This window comes from Streptomyces sp. NPDC056734, assembly GCF_042790455.1.
Taxonomy (GTDB): Bacteria; Actinomycetota; Actinomycetes; order Streptomycetales; family Streptomycetaceae; genus Streptomyces.
Map to the genome: position 1 here is coordinate 1 of NZ_JBHTZD010000019.1, position 17,330 is coordinate 17,330.

15 protein-coding genes are annotated in these 17,330 nt (G+C 70.4%); 14 read left to right on the plus strand and 1 reads right to left on the minus strand.

What is annotated here, in order from left to right:
• From ACFRFC_RS27220 to ACFRFC_RS27240, 5 genes are all read left to right on the plus strand, one after another.
• Positions 1 to 786 (plus strand): extracellular solute-binding protein (locus ACFRFC_RS27220; RefSeq protein WP_383112659.1); only part of this gene is annotated, 786 nt, incomplete at its 5' end.
• The gene (locus ACFRFC_RS27225; protein ID WP_382689532.1) at positions 783 to 1,751 is read left to right on the plus strand and encodes a carbohydrate ABC transporter permease; all 969 of its coding nucleotides are present in this window, start codon (positions 783 to 785) and stop codon (positions 1,749 to 1,751) included. The genes ACFRFC_RS27220 and ACFRFC_RS27225, both read left to right, overlap by 4 nt.
• Positions 1,741 to 2,574, plus strand: coding sequence for a carbohydrate ABC transporter permease (locus tag ACFRFC_RS27230; protein ID WP_382689530.1), 834 nt, complete (start codon positions 1,741 to 1,743; stop codon positions 2,572 to 2,574). Before ACFRFC_RS27225 ends, ACFRFC_RS27230 begins: the two co-directional genes overlap by 11 nt.
• Positions 2,575 to 2,891: 317 nt before the next feature.
• Positions 2,892 to 4,385: an IMP dehydrogenase gene (locus tag ACFRFC_RS27235; RefSeq protein ID WP_382689529.1), complete on the plus strand. Its 1,494-nt coding sequence runs from the start codon at positions 2,892 to 2,894 to the stop codon at positions 4,383 to 4,385.
• 113 nt (positions 4,386 to 4,498) lie between these two features.
• A complete protein-coding gene (locus ACFRFC_RS27240) occupies positions 4,499 to 5,062 on the plus strand; it encodes a dihydrofolate reductase family protein (RefSeq protein ID WP_382689527.1) in 564 nt (187 codons plus the stop codon).
• Positions 5,063 to 5,355: 293 nt separating this feature from the next.
• On the opposite strand, the gene ACFRFC_RS27245 is transcribed toward ACFRFC_RS27240, so the two are convergent.
• A complete protein-coding gene (locus tag ACFRFC_RS27245; RefSeq protein WP_382689525.1) occupies positions 5,356 to 6,753 on the minus strand; it encodes a PLP-dependent aminotransferase family protein in 1,398 nt (465 codons plus the stop codon).
• Positions 6,754 to 7,208: 455 nt separating this feature from the next.
• Here ACFRFC_RS27245 and ACFRFC_RS27250 point away from each other — a divergent pair, with 455 nt between their 5' ends.
• Genes ACFRFC_RS27250 through ACFRFC_RS27290 form a run of 9 tightly spaced genes read left to right on the plus strand, consistent with a single transcriptional unit; the run spans position 7,209 to position 17,306 of the window.
• Entirely contained in the window at positions 7,209 to 8,294 is a 1,086-nt protein-coding gene (locus tag ACFRFC_RS27250) for a substrate-binding domain-containing protein (protein ID WP_382689523.1), read from the plus strand.
• A gap of 6 nt (positions 8,295 to 8,300) precedes the next feature.
• Complete coding sequence (locus tag ACFRFC_RS27255) at positions 8,301 to 9,821, plus strand: sugar ABC transporter ATP-binding protein (protein ID WP_382689522.1); 1,521 nt, start codon at positions 8,301 to 8,303, stop codon at positions 9,819 to 9,821.
• Positions 9,818 to 10,876: an ABC transporter permease gene (locus ACFRFC_RS27260; protein ID WP_382689520.1), complete on the plus strand. Its 1,059-nt coding sequence runs from the start codon at positions 9,818 to 9,820 to the stop codon at positions 10,874 to 10,876. The genes ACFRFC_RS27255 and ACFRFC_RS27260 overlap by 4 nt, the downstream gene beginning before the upstream one ends.
• A gap of 48 nt (positions 10,877 to 10,924) precedes the next feature.
• The gene (locus ACFRFC_RS27265) at positions 10,925 to 12,550 is read left to right on the plus strand and encodes an FAD-dependent oxidoreductase (RefSeq protein ID WP_382689518.1); all 1,626 of its coding nucleotides are present in this window, start codon (positions 10,925 to 10,927) and stop codon (positions 12,548 to 12,550) included.
• On the plus strand, positions 12,547 to 13,800 hold the full coding sequence (locus ACFRFC_RS27270; protein WP_382689517.1) for a Tm-1-like ATP-binding domain-containing protein: 1,254 nt from the start codon (positions 12,547 to 12,549) through the stop codon (positions 13,798 to 13,800). The genes ACFRFC_RS27265 and ACFRFC_RS27270 overlap by 4 nt, the downstream gene beginning before the upstream one ends.
• A complete protein-coding gene (locus ACFRFC_RS27275; RefSeq protein WP_382689515.1) occupies positions 13,797 to 14,690 on the plus strand; it encodes a phosphoenolpyruvate hydrolase family protein in 894 nt (297 codons plus the stop codon). The genes ACFRFC_RS27270 and ACFRFC_RS27275 overlap by 4 nt, the downstream gene beginning before the upstream one ends.
• On the plus strand, positions 14,687 to 15,676 hold the full coding sequence (locus ACFRFC_RS27280) for a ribokinase (protein WP_382689513.1): 990 nt from the start codon (positions 14,687 to 14,689) through the stop codon (positions 15,674 to 15,676). The genes ACFRFC_RS27275 and ACFRFC_RS27280 overlap by 4 nt, the downstream gene beginning before the upstream one ends.
• Positions 15,673 to 16,449 (plus strand): SDR family NAD(P)-dependent oxidoreductase, encoded by a 777-nt coding sequence (locus tag ACFRFC_RS27285; protein ID WP_382689511.1) that lies wholly within the window; start codon positions 15,673 to 15,675, stop codon positions 16,447 to 16,449. Before ACFRFC_RS27280 ends, ACFRFC_RS27285 begins: the two co-directional genes overlap by 4 nt.
• Positions 16,446 to 17,306, plus strand: coding sequence for an HAD-IIA family hydrolase (locus ACFRFC_RS27290; protein ID WP_382689509.1), 861 nt, complete (start codon positions 16,446 to 16,448; stop codon positions 17,304 to 17,306). The genes ACFRFC_RS27285 and ACFRFC_RS27290 overlap by 4 nt, the downstream gene beginning before the upstream one ends.
• Positions 17,307 to 17,330: the final 24 nt, after the last annotated feature.

Consider the following 17,330-nt stretch of genomic DNA (forward strand, 5'->3'; position numbering starts at 1 on the left):
GACCTGCTCGCCGAAGCCGGCCAGGAGATCGACCCGGCCACCGCGACCTGGGACCAGGTCGCCGCCGCCGGAGCCGCCGTGAACGACAAGACCGGCAAGGCCGGCTTCGTCATCCGCGACTTCGACTACGAGGCGTGGAACATGCTGGCCACGGTATGGACCGGCTGGGGCGCGTCGGCCTGGACGCCGGACGGCAAGACCTGCACCTTCACCACCCCCGAGATGCAGCAGGCGTTCACCTTCCTGCACGACGCGGCGTTCAGGACCCAGGCGATGCCCGGTCCGGGCACCACCGCCGACTTCTTCGCCGGTGACGCCGCCTTCACCGTCGCCCAGGTCTCCCGCGCCTCCCTGCTCACCGGCGCGTTCGACTTCCAACTCCACCCCCTGCCCGAAGGCCCCGCGGGGGACTATGCGGTCCTCGGCCAGGCCGGGGTGGGCGTACTGGCCTCCAGCAAGCACCCGGACCAGGCGGCGGACTTCCTCGCCTACCTGACGAACCCGGCGAACGCCGAGAAGCTCGCCCAGTACTTCCCGCCGCCGCGCGAGTCCCTGCTCACCGGGGACCAACTCGCCGCCAACAACCAGGTCCTGAACGCCACCCAGCTCCAGGAAGCGGTCGTCGACCAGCTGCCGAAGGCCGTCACGCTGCCCAACCACGCCAGCCCGGCCGAGATAGCCCAGAAGGGCAAGACGGCGCTGGACGCGATGTGGCGCCCCGACGCCGACATCCCAGCCGTCCTGCGCTCGGTCTGCGCCGCGATCGAACCGATTCTGGCGAAGTGACCACGGCACAGACCACTGTGCGGGCCGACGGCCGGGCGGCGGGGCCCGCCGCCGCAAAGGCCGCACAGGCGACCGGGCCGGGCTTTTGGACAACCCGTCGGCGGGACACGCTGACCGGCTACCTCTTCATCCTGCCGCAGCTCGCCGGGGTGGTGGTGTTCGTCCTGCTGCCGGTCGGCATGGCGATCTGGTACAGCCTCAACGAGAGGAACATCTTCACCGGCGAACAGACCTTCGTCGGCGCCGACAACTACGCGGCCCTGGCCGACGATCCACAGCTGCCCGAGGTGCTGCTGGCGACCGGGCTCTTCTCCGGCGGGGTGGTGGTCATCAACATCTCCCTCGGACTGCTGATCGCCGTCCTGCTGAACCGCAGGTTCCGCGGTGTCACGGTGTTCCGGACGCTGTTCTTCTCCCCGGTGGTCGTCTCCGTGGTCGCCTGGACCCTGGTCTGGGGCTTTCTGCTCCAGGACAACGGAGGCATCAACGGACTGCTGGACACGGTCGGCATCGACGGACCGAACTGGCTCCAGCGGGGCGACACCGCGATGGTGTCCGTGGTCCTCACCCAGGTGGTCCGCAGCGTCGGGGTCAATGTGGTGCTTTTCCTGGCCGCCTTGCAGGGCGTACCCCGGGAGCTGTACGAGGCCGCCCGCATCGACGGCGCGAGCAGCCGGTCGGTCTTCTTCCGGATCACGCTGCCGCTGATCTCCCCGACGGTGCTGCTGACCGTCATCGTCACCGTGGTCGGGGCGCTCCAGTCCTTCGCCCAGATCGCCGTACTGACCGGCGGCGGACCGGAACTGTCCACCACGGTCCTCGTGTACTACGTGTTCCAGCAGGCATTCGAGTTCAACGACATCGGCTACGGCTCGACGCTGGCCCTGATGCTGCTGTCCTTCGTCATGCTGCTCACCTTGCTGCAATGGCAGCTGCGCCGTAAGTGGGTGTTCTATGAGGACTGACAGAGTCCGGTCGGTACTGCTGCTGACGGCCCTGGCCGTGCTGGCGATCCCCTTCGTGGTGCCGACCGTCTGGATGGTCGCGGCGTCGGTCAAACCACTGGCGGAGATCTTCGACGCCCCGCCGTCGCTGTGGACCGACTCGCCGACACTGTCCGCCTACGCCGAGGCGTTCAGCTTCCAGCCCTTCGCCCGGCAGTATCTGAACAGTGTGTACATCGCCGTACTGGTCACCCTGATCACCCTGGCGGTGTCCAGCCTCGCCGGGTACGCCTTCGCCCGGATCCGGTTCCCCGGGGCCAACGCGCTGTTCCTGGTGGTGCTGACCGGCATGCTGGTGCCCAGCGAAGTGACCATCGTGCCGCTGTTCCAGCTGTTCAAGTCGGCCGGTCTGATCAATACGCACTGGCCGCTGATCCTGGTGACCGCGCTGGCCGCCCCGTGTGTGCTGGCCACGTTCATCATGCGGCAGTTCTTCATCACCCTCCCGGTGGAACTGGAGGAGGCCGCCCGCCTCGACGGTCTCGGCCGTCCCGCGATCTGGTGGCGGATCTGCCTGCCGCTGGCCAAGCCGGCGCTGTCGGCGGTGGCGATCCTGACCTTCCTCTCCTCCTGGAACCTCTACCTCGAACCCACGGTGTACCTCACCTCACCCGAACTGTTCACGCTGCCCCAGGCCCTGACCCGCTTCACCGACGCCTACGGCGGCCAGATGTGGAACACCCAGCTCGCGGCGGCCACCATGACCGTCCTCCCGATGCTGATCGTCTTCGTCCTGGCCCAGCGCCACTTCGTGGAGGGCCTGTCCCACTCCGGCCTCAAGTGAGCGCCGGGGCGGCGACCGTGGGCGCCGGTCCCGCTCGCTGATCGGGGTGAACGAGGGGACAGGTTCAGGGCGGTACGATCCCTCATGGCGTCATGGAAGTCAGCGCCTGTGCCCAACCCGCGCACGTTCGGGTCTGTTCCTTCGGTGCCGATCCGGGCCGCGCGGGCGAGCACCGCCCCGCCGGCCGCGCCCGCTCCTGGGATGTTTCAGAGCGATCTCTTCCGACAGTGCGCCGCCGGTCGGCGTCGATCCGCACTGTCCGCCCGAGCCCTGCCGATCAGCCGCCACCGGCTTGCAGGCTCCCCTTTGGAGACGTCGTGAAAATCCTCCCCGAGATCTCCCGCACGCTCAGTGAGTACCTCCTCATCCCGGGCCTGACCACAGCAGACTGCACGCCGGACAACGTGGATCTCGGAGCGCCCCTGGTGCGTCACCGGGTCGGTGAGGAGCCGGCCATCAGGGTCGCCACCCCCATGGTGAGCGCCATCATGCAGGCGGTGTCGTCACCCGCGCTGGCCATCGCCCTGGCGCAGGCGGGCGGGCTGTCGTTCATCCACCAGAACCAGCGGATCGAGGACCAGGCCAGGGACGTACGGGCGGTGAAGCGGCACAAGGCCGGTTTCCGGACCGGCGAGCTCACGGTGGCGCCGCGGACGCCTCTCGGCGAGGTGGCCCGGCTGTTGTCCGGCACCGAGCAGGGCGTGGCCGTGGTCACGGAGAGCGGGGAAGTGGACGGCGAGTTCCTGGGAGTCATCGGCCTCGATGACTTCCATCTGGAGCGTCACGGAGCCCACGAGACCGCCGGCAACCGGATGCGGGTCCGTGACAGCCTGGTCACCACCTCCACCTCGGTCTCCCTGTCCGACGCGAACGAACTGATCTGGCAGCACCACTTGGACGTCCTGCCGGTGCTGGAGAACGGCCGCGCCGTCTCCCTGGTCCTCAGGAGTGACTACCAGGCCCACAAGACGTATCACCGTGCGACCGTCGACGCCGAGAAGCGTCTGAGGGTGGGCGCCGGTGTCAACTCCCGGGACTTCAAGGACCGTATCCCCGCCCTGGTGGAGGCCGGTGCGGACGTACTGTGTCTGGACTCCTCCGACGGCTACTCCGCTTACCAGGCGAAGACACTCGAATTCGCCCGGGAGGAGTATGGGGACGACATTTCTGTCGGCGCGGGGAATGTCGTCGACGGGCGTGCCTTCCGCTATCTGGCCGACGCGGGCGCCGCGTTCGTGAAGGTCGGGATCGGCAGCGGGGCCATCTGCACGACCCGGGAACAGAAAGGCATCGGCCGAGGACAGGCGTCCGCGCTGCTCGATGTGGTCGAGGCGCGCGATGCCTACGCCCAGGAGACCGGGATGTATGTGCCGCTGTGCTGCGACGGCGGCCTTCTGAGCGACTCGCACATGGCGATGGCCCTGGCGATGGGGTCGGACTTCGTCATGCTCGGCCGCTACTTCGCCCGGCTGGACGAAAGCCCCTCGCGGAGGCTGCAGATCGGCGGCCAGTGGTACAAGGAGTACTGGGGCGAGGGCTCGCGGCGCGCGCAGAACGCGGACCGTTACGGCCAGCGCGGGCAACTCGTCTTCGAGGAGGGCGTCGACGGCTACGTACCCTACGCCGGAAGCCTGTACGACAACGTGGAGCGGACCCGGGCGAAGCTGACCGCGACGATGATCAGCTGCGGGTCGACCACACTGCCCGACTTCCACCGGGACGCCGTGCTGGTCGCGGTGTCCCCGGAGTCGTTCAAGCAGACCGGTGCCGAGATCGAGGTACGGCGTCCCGCGATCGACGCCGGGGAGTGACGTGCGCGCCGCCGGCCGGTAGGAGGCCCCGGAACTGCCCGCCCGCTCGCCGATGAGTTCTGCGCCGTCCGGCGGTCGTAGTGTCGAACCCCCGTCACCGAGGAGGACCTCTGATGCGCAGCGTGACCTATTCGATGAATGTCTCACTGGACGGCTACATCGTGGGGCCGGACGGCGGCTTCGACTGGTCGGGGCCCGACGAGGAGGTCTTCCGCTCCTGGATCGACGAGATCCGCGAGGTCGGCGTCCACCTGCTGGGACGACGGCTGTACGAGTCGATGCTGTACTGGGAGACCGCCGACCAGGATCCCTCGCTCGACGACGCGAAGCGTGAGTGGACCGCGCTCTGGACGGGGCTCCCCAAGGTGGTGTTCTCCACCACGCTCACGACGGTGCAGGGCAACGCCCGCCTGGCCTCCGGCGGCCTGGCGGCGGAGATCGCGCGGTTGCGGGCCGAGCCGGGGGCGGGCGACATCGCGATCGGCGGCGCGAGCCTCGCCGCCGAGGCGGCCGAGCTGGGTGAGATCGACGAGTACCGGGCCCGGGTCTACCCGGTGCTGGTCGGCGGCGGCGTGCCGTTCTTCCCCCGGCGCGAGCGCCGGGTGGATCTCGAACTCGCCGAGACCCGCACGATCGGGCCGAAGGTCGTCCACCTCCGCTACCGCGTGGCGCGCTAGCCGTACCGTCCGCTGAGCCACAGGAACAACGGGCCGACGAACCGTCCTGGCGGCCGTCTGTTGGAGGGCGAGGGCGGGGAAGGCTAGGTGACCGCGGCGGCGGCTTACCTCGCGTCGACGGGCAGGTTGAGTCCGTTGACGCGGGCGGCGGCCGTGCTGCGCAGGAAGAGCAGGACGTGGGCCTGTTAGGCCGCAGGTCGCGCAATCGGCCGGTCATGTGTCCAGCCGGTCATGTGTCCAGCCAGCCACAGATCCAGCCAGCCACAGATCCACCCGGTCACAGATCCAGCCGGTCACAGATCCAGCCGGTTCAGCGCTTCCTGGAGGTCATGGCGTGGATGCCAGATCGGCAGCCTGAGATAGCGGCGGAACGCGCCGTAGGCCGAGAACGCCGGGCCGGGGACGATGCGCACACCGCGTCGGGACGCGCGCTCGGCGAGGGCCACCGCGTCCGCGCCCGTGTCGATCCACAGTCCCGTTCCGCCGGTCGGGCGCGTCCACTTCCAGTCCGGTCTCCGCTCTCCCACCACCTGCTCGGTGGTGTTCAGCTGGAACTGGAGGCTCACGGCCCGTTCCTCACGAGCCTCGTCGGCCCGCAGGATCAGCTCGGCGGCGATCAGCTGCTCAAGGACCGCGGAGGCCAGGTCGATGGCCTTCTTGGCCTCGGTCAGGCGTGTGATGATCGGTACGCTCCCGCGTATCCAGCCGACCCGCATACCGCCCCAGAACAGCTTGGACGTGGTGCCGATGCTCACCACGCTGCTCTCGGGGCCGATGCCGCCGAGGACCGGCCGCAGGCGGTGACCACCCAGCATCAGGTCCGCGTTCGAGCCGTCCTCGACGGTGAGCAGGCCATGGTGTTCGACCAGCTCGGCCAGCCGATGGCCGGCGGCGGCCGGCATGCTCGCGCCCGTGGGGTTGTGCGCGCGGGGCTGGCAGTACAGCAGGCGGGGCCGTCTGGTGGTGAGGGCACGCGCCAGGTGGTCCACATCGAGTCCGTCATCGGTCACCGGAACCGTCATCATGCGCGCGCCCACCGCGCTGAGGGCTTCGAGCGCGCCCCGGTAGGTGGGATCCTCGACGATCACCTCGTCCCCGTGCCCGACGAAGACATGGCAGATGAGCCACACCGCCTGCTGGGAGCCCGAGGTGATCAGAATCTGCCGCTCCTCGGTCGGGAGGCCGTCACGTGTGTAGCGGTCGGCGATCGCCGACCGCAGACGCGGCAGCCCGGCCGGGTAGTAGCCATCGGTGGCGAGTTCGGCCGCGACCACGTCACGGTCCAGCCGGTCGATCGCCTCACCGACCCGGGGCAGTGCCGGGAGCGCGCCACTGGAGAAGTCGAGCAGGGGTGTGTAGCTCCTGGTGAACGAGGCGAGCCGGCCGTCCAGCGACGCGGCCGGGTCGATGCCGCGACGCCTGACCCGTGAGCCGGAGCCGGGATAGGAGCACACATGCTCACGGGACTCAAGGATCTCGTACGCCGTGGCCACGGTGCCGCGCGCGATGCCCAGCGCGGTCGCCAGCTCACGCTGTGAGGGCAGCACCGCGCCCTCGCGCAGCGCGCCACTGGTGATCAGCTCGCTGAGCGCGTCCGCCAGCAGACCGGGAAGGTTGGCGCCCTTCTCGGTCCAGCTGCCCAGCAGGCGGCACAGCGTGGCGCTGTCGACTCGATCAAGCTTGCTTCTCACCGTTGCCACCTTCTTGGGCCAATCGCTGTGAAGTGGTCTAACCGGTCCGGGACGGCGAGGCCCAGAGTAAGGCGCGTTACGACAGCGTTACGAGAGCGTAGACGCGAGGAGCGCGGCATGGCTAGCTCGGCGAGGGTCACGGCATCGGGGAGCGCGGCAGCGCGGCCCCGTGAGGCCGGGGCCGGGGCTGGGCCGGTCGACGCCACGCTCGTGTACGCACGGAGCCCCGGCAGCTCCCTCGCGATCCCTGCCGCCCGTCATACCCGTCATGCCCGTCAGGCCCGCCCTGCCCCCGTGCAGGGCACGGGCCGATCCAGCTGCCGCCGGCGGCACCTCCAGGCCGCACCTCCCCAGCGGCACCTCCCGGCGGCACCCCCGTCCACCCACTCCACCCCTCACCCCGCGCTTCTTCCGACCAACGACGTTCGAAAGCGAGACGAACCGTGCGCATCTTCATGAGGTCGAGACGGCACCAGGCCGGGCTGCTCGTGGCCACGGCCGGACTGACGGCACTGGCCGCCTGTTCCCCGGCGAGCAGCAACAGTGACGCCGGCGGCGGCGACGCCACCGGCACCTACGCGTACACCAGCGGTGACGAGTCGATCACCGGAACGGATGTGACCACCCTTGAGGAGCCGCTGTTCGCGGGCCTGACGAAGCCCGACAAGGAGCTGCGTTTCGGTGTGGTCCTCAAGACGCTGACGAACGAGTACTGGCAGGAGGTCGAGCGCGGCATGGAAGCCGCCGCACAGAAGTACGGCATCGACCTGACCGTGCAGGCATCGTCCGGGGAGAGTTCCCAGTCGCAGCAGCTGTCGATCGCCCAGACCATGAGCGGCCAGGACTTCGACGCGTTTCTGGTCTCGCCGGAGTCGACGTCCAATCTCACCCCGGCCATCAAGCAGATGCAGGCCAAGGACGTCCCGATCGTCAACGTCGAGGACGCGCGGATCGACGCCACCACGTTCCTCGGTCCCGCCTCGCTGGTCGAGGGCGGCAAGGCCGGCGAGTACATCGCGGCCCAGCTGCCGGACGGCGGCAAGGTGGCGCAGATCGAGGGCTCGGCGGGTTCCAACGCCGCCGAGCTGCGCACCCGGGGCTTCAAGGAGGCGGTGACCAAGGCGGGCAACCTGGACCTGGTGGCGAGCGTGCCGGGCGACTGGGACGCGAGCAAGGCGTACAACGAGGCGTCCTCCCTGCTCAAGGCCAACCCCGACCTCGCCGCGATCTACGCCAACAACGACACCATGGCCCTGGGTGTGGTGAAGGCCGTCGCTGATGTCGGACGGACCGGCGACGTCATCGTGGTGGGCACCGACGGCGTCCCGTCCGCGGTCAAGGCGATCCGCGGCGGCACCCTGAGCGCCACCACGACCCCGCTGCCCTACTCACAGGGCTACTGGGCGGTGCAGAGCGCCCTGGCACTGGTGCAGGGCAAGGAGGTGCCGGTGTTCGTCCTGACCTCGGCCGTACTGGTGGACAAGGAGAACGTCGCGGAGATGTACGCCGTGGACGGCCGGCAGTCCACCGACCCGAGGTGATCGGCGATGGACCATCGAACCGCCACAGCGGTGCCCGGCGTTCCGCTGCTGGAGCTGGAGAACATCGGCAAGAGCTACCCCGGCGTCCGGGCCCTCAACGGCGTGACCGTCGCTGTCCGGGCCGGTGAGATCCATGTGCTGGTCGGGGAGAACGGCGCCGGGAAGTCCACGCTGCTGAAGGTCATGTCCGGCCAGGTGCTCCCCGACGAGGGGACGATCCGGGTGGACGGCCGGCCGGTCGTCCTGCACTCACCGGCCGAGGCCCACCACCACGGGATCGCCATGGTGAACCAGGAACTGAGCCTGGTGCCGCAGGTGAGCGCCGTCCGCAACGTCATGCTCGGCCGGGAGCGGGCACGCTGGGGCGTGGTGAACCGGGCCGACCGCGAACGCCGGGCCCGGGAGGTACTGGAGTGGCTCGGCTTCCACGGGGACCCGGCGGCGCCCGTGGGCACCCTGGGCGTCGCCCAGCAGCAGATCGTCGAACTGGCCCGCGCCCTGTCGGTACGGGCACGGCTGATCATTTTCGACGAGCCGACGGCTACGCTCAGTGAGCCGGAGACGCGGCGGCTCTTCGAGATCATGAAAACGCTCCGGGCCGAGGGCCACGCGCTGGTCTTCGTGTCCCACCGGATGCCCGAGGTCTTCGAGCTGGGGGACCGGATGACCGTACTGCGCGACGGCAGAGAGGTCCGCACGATGGCGATGGCCGCGGACCTCACCGAAGCCGATGTCGTGCGGATGATGGTGGGCCGGGAACTGGACGGGGCGGCCGGCGCCCCGACGGCACCGATCGGTCCGGAACTGCTCCGGGTCGAGGGGCTCAGCCGCACCGGTGTCTTCGAGGATGTGTCCTTCACCGTCGCGGCGGGAGAGATCGTCGGCCTGGCGGGGATGGTGGGGGCGGGCCGGACCGAGGTCGCCCGCAGCATCGTCGGCGCCGATCCCCTGGACGGCGGAACCATCAGCGTGCGGGGCCGGCCCCTGCCGCTGCCCACCCCGCGAAAAGCGATCGAAGCGGGCATCGCGTTCCTGCCCGAGGACCGCAAGGAGCAAGGGCTGGCGCTGGCGATGTCCATCGCGTCCAACGTGAGTCTGCCCGGTCCGCCGGGCAGGTTCGGGGCACTGAGCCGCGCCGGCCAGCGCGCGCTCGCCGAGAAACAGGCGGCCCGGGTGGCCCTGGCCGGCTCCGTGCTCCGCCCGGCGGGGACGCTCAGCGGGGGCAACCAGCAGAAGGTCGTCCTCGCCCGCTGGCTGACCACCTCGGCGGACATCTACCTCTTCGACGAGCCGACCCGCGGGATCGATGTCGCCGCGAAGAGTGAGATCTACCGGCTGATGGACGAACTGGTCGCGAACGGCGCCGGGATCCTGATGATCTCGTCGGAACTGCCCGAGGTCATCCGGATGAGCACCCGCGTACTGGTGATGCGCAAGGGCTCCATCGTCGCGGAGCTGACGCGGGACGAGGCGACGGAAGAAGCGATCGTGGCCGCCGCGAGCCTTGACTTGGAGAGCACATCATGACCGACCCCCGTCCGGTGCACACGATGTCCACCGCCCCGCAGCCACCGTCTCCGCCGACGCCGCCACCGCGGGTGAAGCCGGCGGAGGAGCGGTCGGCCCGCAACGCCGCGCGATCGCGTCGACTGGCCCCCCTGCAACGCCAGGCGGGCCTGCTGATCGCGACCGCTCTCCTGGTGGCGATCTTCGCCAGCCAGACATCGTCGTTCCTGACCTCGGACAACCTCATCAACATCGCGCTCCAGGGCTCCGTCACCGCGATCCTCGCCATCGGCCAGATGTTCGTGATCATCACCGCCGGGATCGACCTGTCGATGGGCACGATGCTCGCGCTCGGCGCGATGATCGGCAGCATTCTGCTCACCCAGGGTGTGCCGATCATGCTGTGCGTCCTCGCGGGCATCGCGACCGGCTGTCTCGCCGGTCTGACCAACGGGCTGATCATCACAAGGCTGCGGATCACACCCTTCATCGTCACCCTGGGCACGACCAGTGTCTTCGGCGGGCTGGCCTTCCTGGTCACCGACGGCAAGATCCTCTACCAGCTGCCCGGCCCCTACCTCGACCTGCTGGCCGGGAACATCGCGGCGATCCCCATCCCGGTGGTCATCCTCGCCGTCATCGCGGTCCTGGCGGTGCTGCTGCTCGTCTACACCCGCTTCGGCGAGTACCTCGTCGCCATCGGCAGCAACCCGGAAGTCGCGCGCCTGTGCGGCATCAAGGTGTCGGCCTACCTCATCGGCGCGTACGTCCTGTCCGGAGCCCTCGCGGCACTGGGCGGCATGATCATGGTGGCCCGGCTCGGCTCGGCCGACCCGACGGTCGGCACCGACCTGGCGCTGCCGGCGATCGCCGCCGCCGTCATGGGAGGCGCCGCGCTGAAGGGCGGCGAGGGCAGCGTCTTCGGTGCCGTCACCGGCGCCATGCTGATCGCGGCCCTCCAGTCCGGACTGACCCTCGTCAACGTCCAGGCGTTCTACCAGCAGCTCGCCCTGGGCTTCGTGATCATCGCCGCGCTGGCACTGGACCGCTTCCAGCGCCGTAACCGCACCGTGTGACCCCGTATCCGCAAACCTTCAGCTTCACGCTGTCGAAAGGGACAGAGATTGAACACCCACGAGGAAACAGACGTGATCGTGCTCGGCTCGGGCGGTGCGGCGCTGTGTGCCGCGCTGCGGCCCGCGCAGGCCGGGATGAGCGTGCGCGTGCTGGAGCGAACGGAATTCCTCGGCGGTACGACCGCGGTGTCGGCCGGGATGCTGTGGATTCCGAACAACCACCACATGCAGGAGACGGAGATCTCCGACAGCCGCGAGGAGGCGATCGAGTACCTCGTGCGGACCTCGGGGCCGCAGACCACCCGTGAACTGATCGAGGCATTCGTCGACAACGGACCGCGGATGGTGCGCTGGCTGGAGGACACCACGCCCGTCCGGCTCTACCCGATCGACCGCCCGGACTACCACTCGGAGCTGCCGGGAGCCAAGGCCGGCGCCCGCGCCCTGGACAACCAGCCGGTCGACGCCGCTCAGCTCGGCGAGGTGGCCGGCCTCATCAGACCGAGCCACTGGTACCCGGAGCCCTACACCTACGAGGAGCGTCGGCGCGGCCTGGCGACCCAGGCCCTGATCGAGGACCGCCTCCAGAAGAACGTCTGGTGTTTCGGCCGGGCTCTCGTCGGCGGCCTGGTACGGGCCTGCCGTGACGCCGGTGTCGAGTTCGGCCTCCAGCGGCGGGCCACCCGGCTGATCAAGGAGGACGACCGGGTGACCGGCGTCGTCACCGAGGCGCCCGACGGCAGCACGGTCACCTATCGCGCCTCGCGCGCGGTCGTGGTGGCGACCGGCGGCTTCGAATGGAACGAGGAGCTGAAGACCCACTTCCTGCGCGGCCCCGACCTCGGCCCCATGAGCCCCCCGTACAACGAGGGCGACGGCCTGCTCATGGGCATGGACATCGGCGCCGCGGTCCGCAACATGACCAGCGCGGCCTATCACATCGCCTTCCAGATCCCGGGCGAGACCGTCGACGGCCGCCCCCGCACCCGCTTCATCTCCGGCGAACGGGCGCTGCCCGGGTCGATCATCGTCAACCCGGCGGGGCAGCGCATCGTCAACGAGGCCGGCTCCTACAGCGACATGGCCGCCGCGTTCCAGGCGTTCGACCCGGACGCGCTCGGCTTCCCCGACCTCACCAGCTTCATGGTGTTCGACGAGCGATTCCGGCGCAGCTACTCCTTCGCCACCCTCAAGCCCGACCAGGACAAGACCCCGGACTGGGTGCACACCGGCGACACCCTGGAGGCACTCGCGGCCCGCGCGGGCATCGACGCCGAGGGCCTGACCCGGTACGTCGAGCGCTTCAACCGCTTCGCGGCCACGGGCGTCGACGAGGACTTCCACCGCGGCGAGTCCCGGCACGACCGGCACTACGGCGACGCCCAGCACGGCCCCAACCCCTGCCTCGGCCCCCTGACACAGGCACCGTTCTACGCGATCCCGGTGATCGTCGGCACCCTCGGCACCCGAGGAGGGCTCCAGACCGACACCCGGGGCCGGGTGCTGAACACCTTCGGCACGCCCATCACCGGGCTGTACGCCTGCTCCAACACCATGGCGGCGGTCACCGGCAGCGGCTATCCCGGCGCGGGCGGCACGCTGGGCCCCAATCTGACCTCGGGTTATGTCGCCGGCGGCGACATCGTGGCGCAGCAGCGGGAGGACACGGCATGACCCGGCCCTCCTGGCCCAGACCGGACGCCGAGGTGGTGGCGGTACTGGCCACGCTGGACACCAAGGGCGAGGAGATCGAGTATCTGCTCGGTCTCCTGGCGGCCCGCGGCCTGCGGGGCTGGGTCATCGACACCGGCGTCCTCGGCGAGCCGTCCGCCTCCGCCGCGGTCTCCCGCGCGCAGGTCGCCGCCGCTGCGGGAGCCGACCTCGGCACCCTGAGAGCCGGGCGCGATCCCGCGACCGCCCTCGACGCCATGGCCGAGGGCGCCCGGCGGGTGCTGCGGGACCTGCATACCCACGGCCACCTCAGGGCCGTCGTCGGCGTCGCCGGAGGCAAGGGCGCCGCCCTCTTCGCCACGGCGAGCGCGGACCTGCCGCTGACCTCGCTGAAGATCCTCGTCGCCAGCGCCCGCGCCGAGGTGCTGGCCCGGATCGCCAGCACCTCGACGACCGTCGTCCTCCCGACGCTGGTCGACCTCATGGGCCTGAACCAGCTGACCCGCCAGGCACTCCACCGGGCCGCGGTCCTGGCAGGCAGCGGCGATCCGGTCAGCACCTCGCCCGTCGCACCGCGGACCGTCGCGGTCACCTCCTTCGGGGTGACCACGACCGCCGCGATGGCCTGCGTCGCAGCGCTGCGGAAACGGGGCGCCGAGACCCTCGTGTTCCCCGCCAACGGCGCGGGCGGGCGGCTTCTGGAGCGGCTCGTCGACGAGGGCCGGATCGACGGCCTGATCGACCTGACCACGACCGAGCTGGCCGACGAACTGCTCGGCGGCGCGGCGAGCGCCGGACCGGACCGGCTGCGCGCCGCCGGCCGTGCGGGCATCCCGCACTGGATCGCACCGGGCGCCGTCGACATGGTGAACTTCGGCGCACCGAACACCGTTCCCGAACGGTTCGGTGACCGCATCTTCTACCGGCACAGCCCGTACACGACCCTGATGCGCACCTCCGCCGAGGAGAACCGGCGGATCGGCGAGACGGTGGCCGAGCGGCTGAACGCGGGCCACGGCCCCCGCAGGGTCTGCTGGACCGGCGGCGGGTTCTCCGACTACGACCGGCCCGGCGGTCCCTTCCACGACCCCGCCGCCGACCTCGGCTGGCTGCGCGGCGTACAGAGCGGGCTCGATCCGGACATCGAGCTGGTGACCCTCGACGAACACATCAACGCCCCGGCCGTCGCCGCCGGAGCCGTGGAATGGATGGTGAGTGCATTGGCCGCAGCTACCCCGGGTGGTCCCGCATGAGCACCTTCACACGCGCGGCGATTCTCGACGCCCTGGCCACGACCGTCGCCCGGAGCGTCCCGATCCTGGCCGCCGGAAGCAGCTGCGGTCTGGTGGCGAAGTGCGCGGCCCGCGCGGGCGCGGACCTGATCATGGTGTACAGCACCGGCCGCTCCCGGCTCATGGGGCTGCCCACCAGCCGGTTCGGTGACTCCAACGCCAGCACCCTGGAGATGGCGGAAGAGATCACCAACGTCGTCTCCAGCGTGCCGATCATCGGCGGAGCCGAAGCCTGGGACCCGACCCGGCTCGACCTCGACCGGCTGCTGGACCGCTTCCAGGCCGCCGGCTTCTCCGGCGTCATCAACTATCCGACCATCTCGACCATGGGCCAGACCTGGCGCGAGCGCCGCGAACGGGTCGGCCTCGGCTTCTCCCGGGAGGTGGAGCTGATCCGGCTGGCACGCGCCCGGGACCTCTTCACCATGGCGTACGTCGCCACCCCCGAGGACGCCGAGAAGATGGCCCAGGCCGGTGTCGACTGTCTCGTACCCCATGTCGGCGCGACAGCGGGCGGACTCGTCGGCCACGAGACCACCCAGACCAGGGAGAGCCAGGTCCACGCCCTGGAGGTGATGATCTCCGCCGCCGCCGGAGTCCGCGACGACCTGCTCTACCTCGCGCACGGCGGCACGCTGTCCGAGCCGGCGGATCTCGACGCCGTGTACGCCCAGACACGGTGCGTCGGATTCGTCGGGGCATCGAGCATCGAGCGCATCCCGATCGAACGGGCGGTCATGGACGTCGTCACCCAGTTCAAGGCGGCCCCACCGCGATGGCGGGGAGCACAGACAACGGAGGACGCCCCCTGGGTCACCTCCCGCACCGGCACGGGAGGTGACTGGACATGACAGCCCCCCACTCATCGCCCCACTCCGCCCTCGGTGCCGTCGGTGCCGTCGGCTCGATCCTTGTCGTCGGCACGTCGAACATCGACCTCACCCTCTCCGTGGCACACCTTCCCGCCTCCGGCGAAACGGTGCTCGGCGACCTGAGCACGGCCTGCGGCGGCAAGGCCGCCAACCAAGCGGTGGCCGCGGCCCGGCTGGGTGCCCGTGTCGACCTCGTCAGCCGCGTGGGCACGGACGAGTACGGCCGCAGACTGCTCCGGGAACTGAACCGGGAGGGCGTCGGGACCGAGCGCGTGCGCCGCATCGAGGACGGCACCTCCGGCATGGCGCTCATCATGGTCGACCATGAGGCCCAGACCGTCATCGGCGTGGCCGAGGGGGTCAATCGGTACATGCGGGCCGACGATCTCGACGGCATACCGCAGCTGCTCGATCCGGCCACCGTGGTGGTGGCCGAACTGGGCGTACCGCTCGCGGTGATCCGCCGGCTGGGCGAACTGAGGGCGCGCGCCGGGTTCACCCTGATCCTCAACCCGGCGCCGGTGAGCGCCCCGCTGCCCGAGGACCTCTGGCGGGCGGTCGACGTGCTCACCCCGAACGCGACCGAGGCCGAGGTCCTCACCGGACTGCCGATCACCGACGACCGGTCGGCGCTCGCCGCCGCCGCCCGGCTGTGCGAGCTGGGCGCCCGGCTCGCCGTCGTCACCCTCGGCGCACGCGGGGTCGCCTACTGCGGCAACCAGGGCTCCGGCGTCCGTCCGGCGTTCTCCGTCGCCCCGGTGGACACCACCGCCGCCAGCGACGCGTTCAACGCCGGCCTGGCCGTCGCCCTGCTGTCCGGACGCCGCGACGCCGAGGCGCTCGTCTACGGCCAGGCCGTGGCCGCGCTGAGCGTCACCCGGCGGGGCGCCCAACCGTCCATGCCCAGCGCGGCCGAGACCGCCGAGTTCCTCGCCTCCCGCACCGATGTCAAGGAGTACGCATGAACCCGCTGTTCGACGTCACCGGCAAGGTGGTCGTCATCACGGGCGCCGCCGGCGGCATCGGCCGGGCCCTCGTCAAGGGGTTCGCCGACGCCGGCGCCACCGTCATCGCCGCCGACCTCGCGCAGGACGCCGTCACGGCCCTCGCCGGCGAGTGGGACGACGGGGACGACGGCGATGTCCGGGGCGTGGCCCTGGACGTCGCCGACCCCGCACAGCTCAGCCGCGTCGTGGACGACACCGTCGCCCGGCACGGTCGCATCGACGTCCTCATCAACAACGCCGGTGTCAAATCCGACCAGTCCATCCTGACCGGCGCCCGCGACCGCTGGGACCGCACCCTCGACATCAACGCCGGCTCGGTGCTCGCCCTGTCCCGGCTCGTGGTCGAGAAGTCCATGCGGCAGCACGGCGGAGCCATCATCAACACCGGCTCCTCCGTCTCCTCGCGCGCGGCCGTTCTGAACTACCAGGCGGGCGGCGCGGACTACTGCCTGTCGAAGGCCATGGTCCACTCCCTCACCCAGCTGCTGGCCTATGAGACCGCGCCGTTGGGCATCACCGTCAACGCGATCGCCCCCGGCATCGTCGACACCCCTATGCACGGACGGCCCACCGAGGAGACCGAGGCCCGGCACGCCGGCAAGATCCCGCTGCGCCGGGTGGGGAAGCCGACGGACTTCGTCGGGCCCGCGCTCTTCCTCGCGAGTCCCGGTGCCGGATACGTCACCGGTCAGATCCTGCACGTCAACGGCGGCATGGTGATGGAACCGTGAACCACCGAACCGGCACCGACCGCCCCTGGCCCGACATCCACGCGCTCGTCCTCGACCTGGACGGGACCGTGTACCGAGGTGACATCCCCCTCCCCGGGGCCTTCGAGACACTGGCCCGCTGCCGCGCGTACGGCGTTCCCGTCAGGTTCGTCACCAACAACTCCACGCAGAGCCGCGAGGAGTTCGCGGCCAAGCTGACCGGGATGGGCCATCCCACCGAACCGGAACAGATCGTCAACACGGCCCATGCCACCGGGCACCTGCTCGCCCAGCGGCATCCCGCGGGCACCCGCGTCCATGTCCTGGGGGCACCCGCGCTGTCCCGGGCGATCACGGACGCCGGTTTCGTCGTCGCGGACCAGGACGCCGCCGTCGTCGTGGTCGGACTGGACCGCGCGCTGACCTACGACAAGCTGCGGACCGCCGTACGGCTGATCCTCGACGGCGCGGAGTTCATCGCCACCAACCCCGACCGGCTGATTCCGCACGGGCCGCACCTGGACCCCGGGGCCGGCACCCTGGTGGCCGCCGTCGAGGCGGCCACGGCACACATCACGAAGCCGCTCGTCGTGGGCAAGCCGGAGCCGACCCTCGTCGCGCTGGCACTGCGCAGCCTCGGCACCAGCCCCGCGAACACCGTCATGGTGGGGGACCAACTGCACACGGACGTACGCGCCGGGCAGCGGGCGGGCCTGTTCTCGGTCCTGGTGACGACCGGAGTGCCGGCCGCAGCCACCGCGTCCGTGGTCCCGGACCGGATCATCGCCGATCTGAGCGAGATCCCGCTCACCGCACCGGCCCCCGGTCAGGGGCGGTCCCCCGGGGCTCCGGCACACAGAGGGGAGGCCCACCGATGAGCCGCTGGTCCCGACGCACGCCCC

Coding starts and splice junctions, on each gene's coding strand:
- ACFRFC_RS27230 (WP_382689530.1), top strand. CDS start 1,741: ATGAGGACTGACAGAGTCCGGTCGGTACTGCTGCTGACGGCCCTGGCC.
- ACFRFC_RS27240 (WP_382689527.1), top strand. CDS start 4,499: ATGCGCAGCGTGACCTATTCGATGAATGTCTCACTGGACGGCTACATC.
- ACFRFC_RS27250 (WP_382689523.1), top strand. CDS start 7,209: ATGAGGTCGAGACGGCACCAGGCCGGGCTGCTCGTGGCCACGGCCGGA.
- ACFRFC_RS27255 (WP_382689522.1), top strand. CDS start 8,301: ATGGACCATCGAACCGCCACAGCGGTGCCCGGCGTTCCGCTGCTGGAG.
- ACFRFC_RS27260 (WP_382689520.1), top strand. CDS start 9,818: ATGACCGACCCCCGTCCGGTGCACACGATGTCCACCGCCCCGCAGCCA.
- ACFRFC_RS27270 (WP_382689517.1), top strand. CDS start 12,547: ATGACCCGGCCCTCCTGGCCCAGACCGGACGCCGAGGTGGTGGCGGTA.
- ACFRFC_RS27275 (WP_382689515.1), top strand. CDS start 13,797: ATGAGCACCTTCACACGCGCGGCGATTCTCGACGCCCTGGCCACGACC.
- ACFRFC_RS27280 (WP_382689513.1), top strand. CDS start 14,687: ATGACAGCCCCCCACTCATCGCCCCACTCCGCCCTCGGTGCCGTCGGT.
- ACFRFC_RS27285 (WP_382689511.1), top strand. CDS start 15,673: ATGAACCCGCTGTTCGACGTCACCGGCAAGGTGGTCGTCATCACGGGC.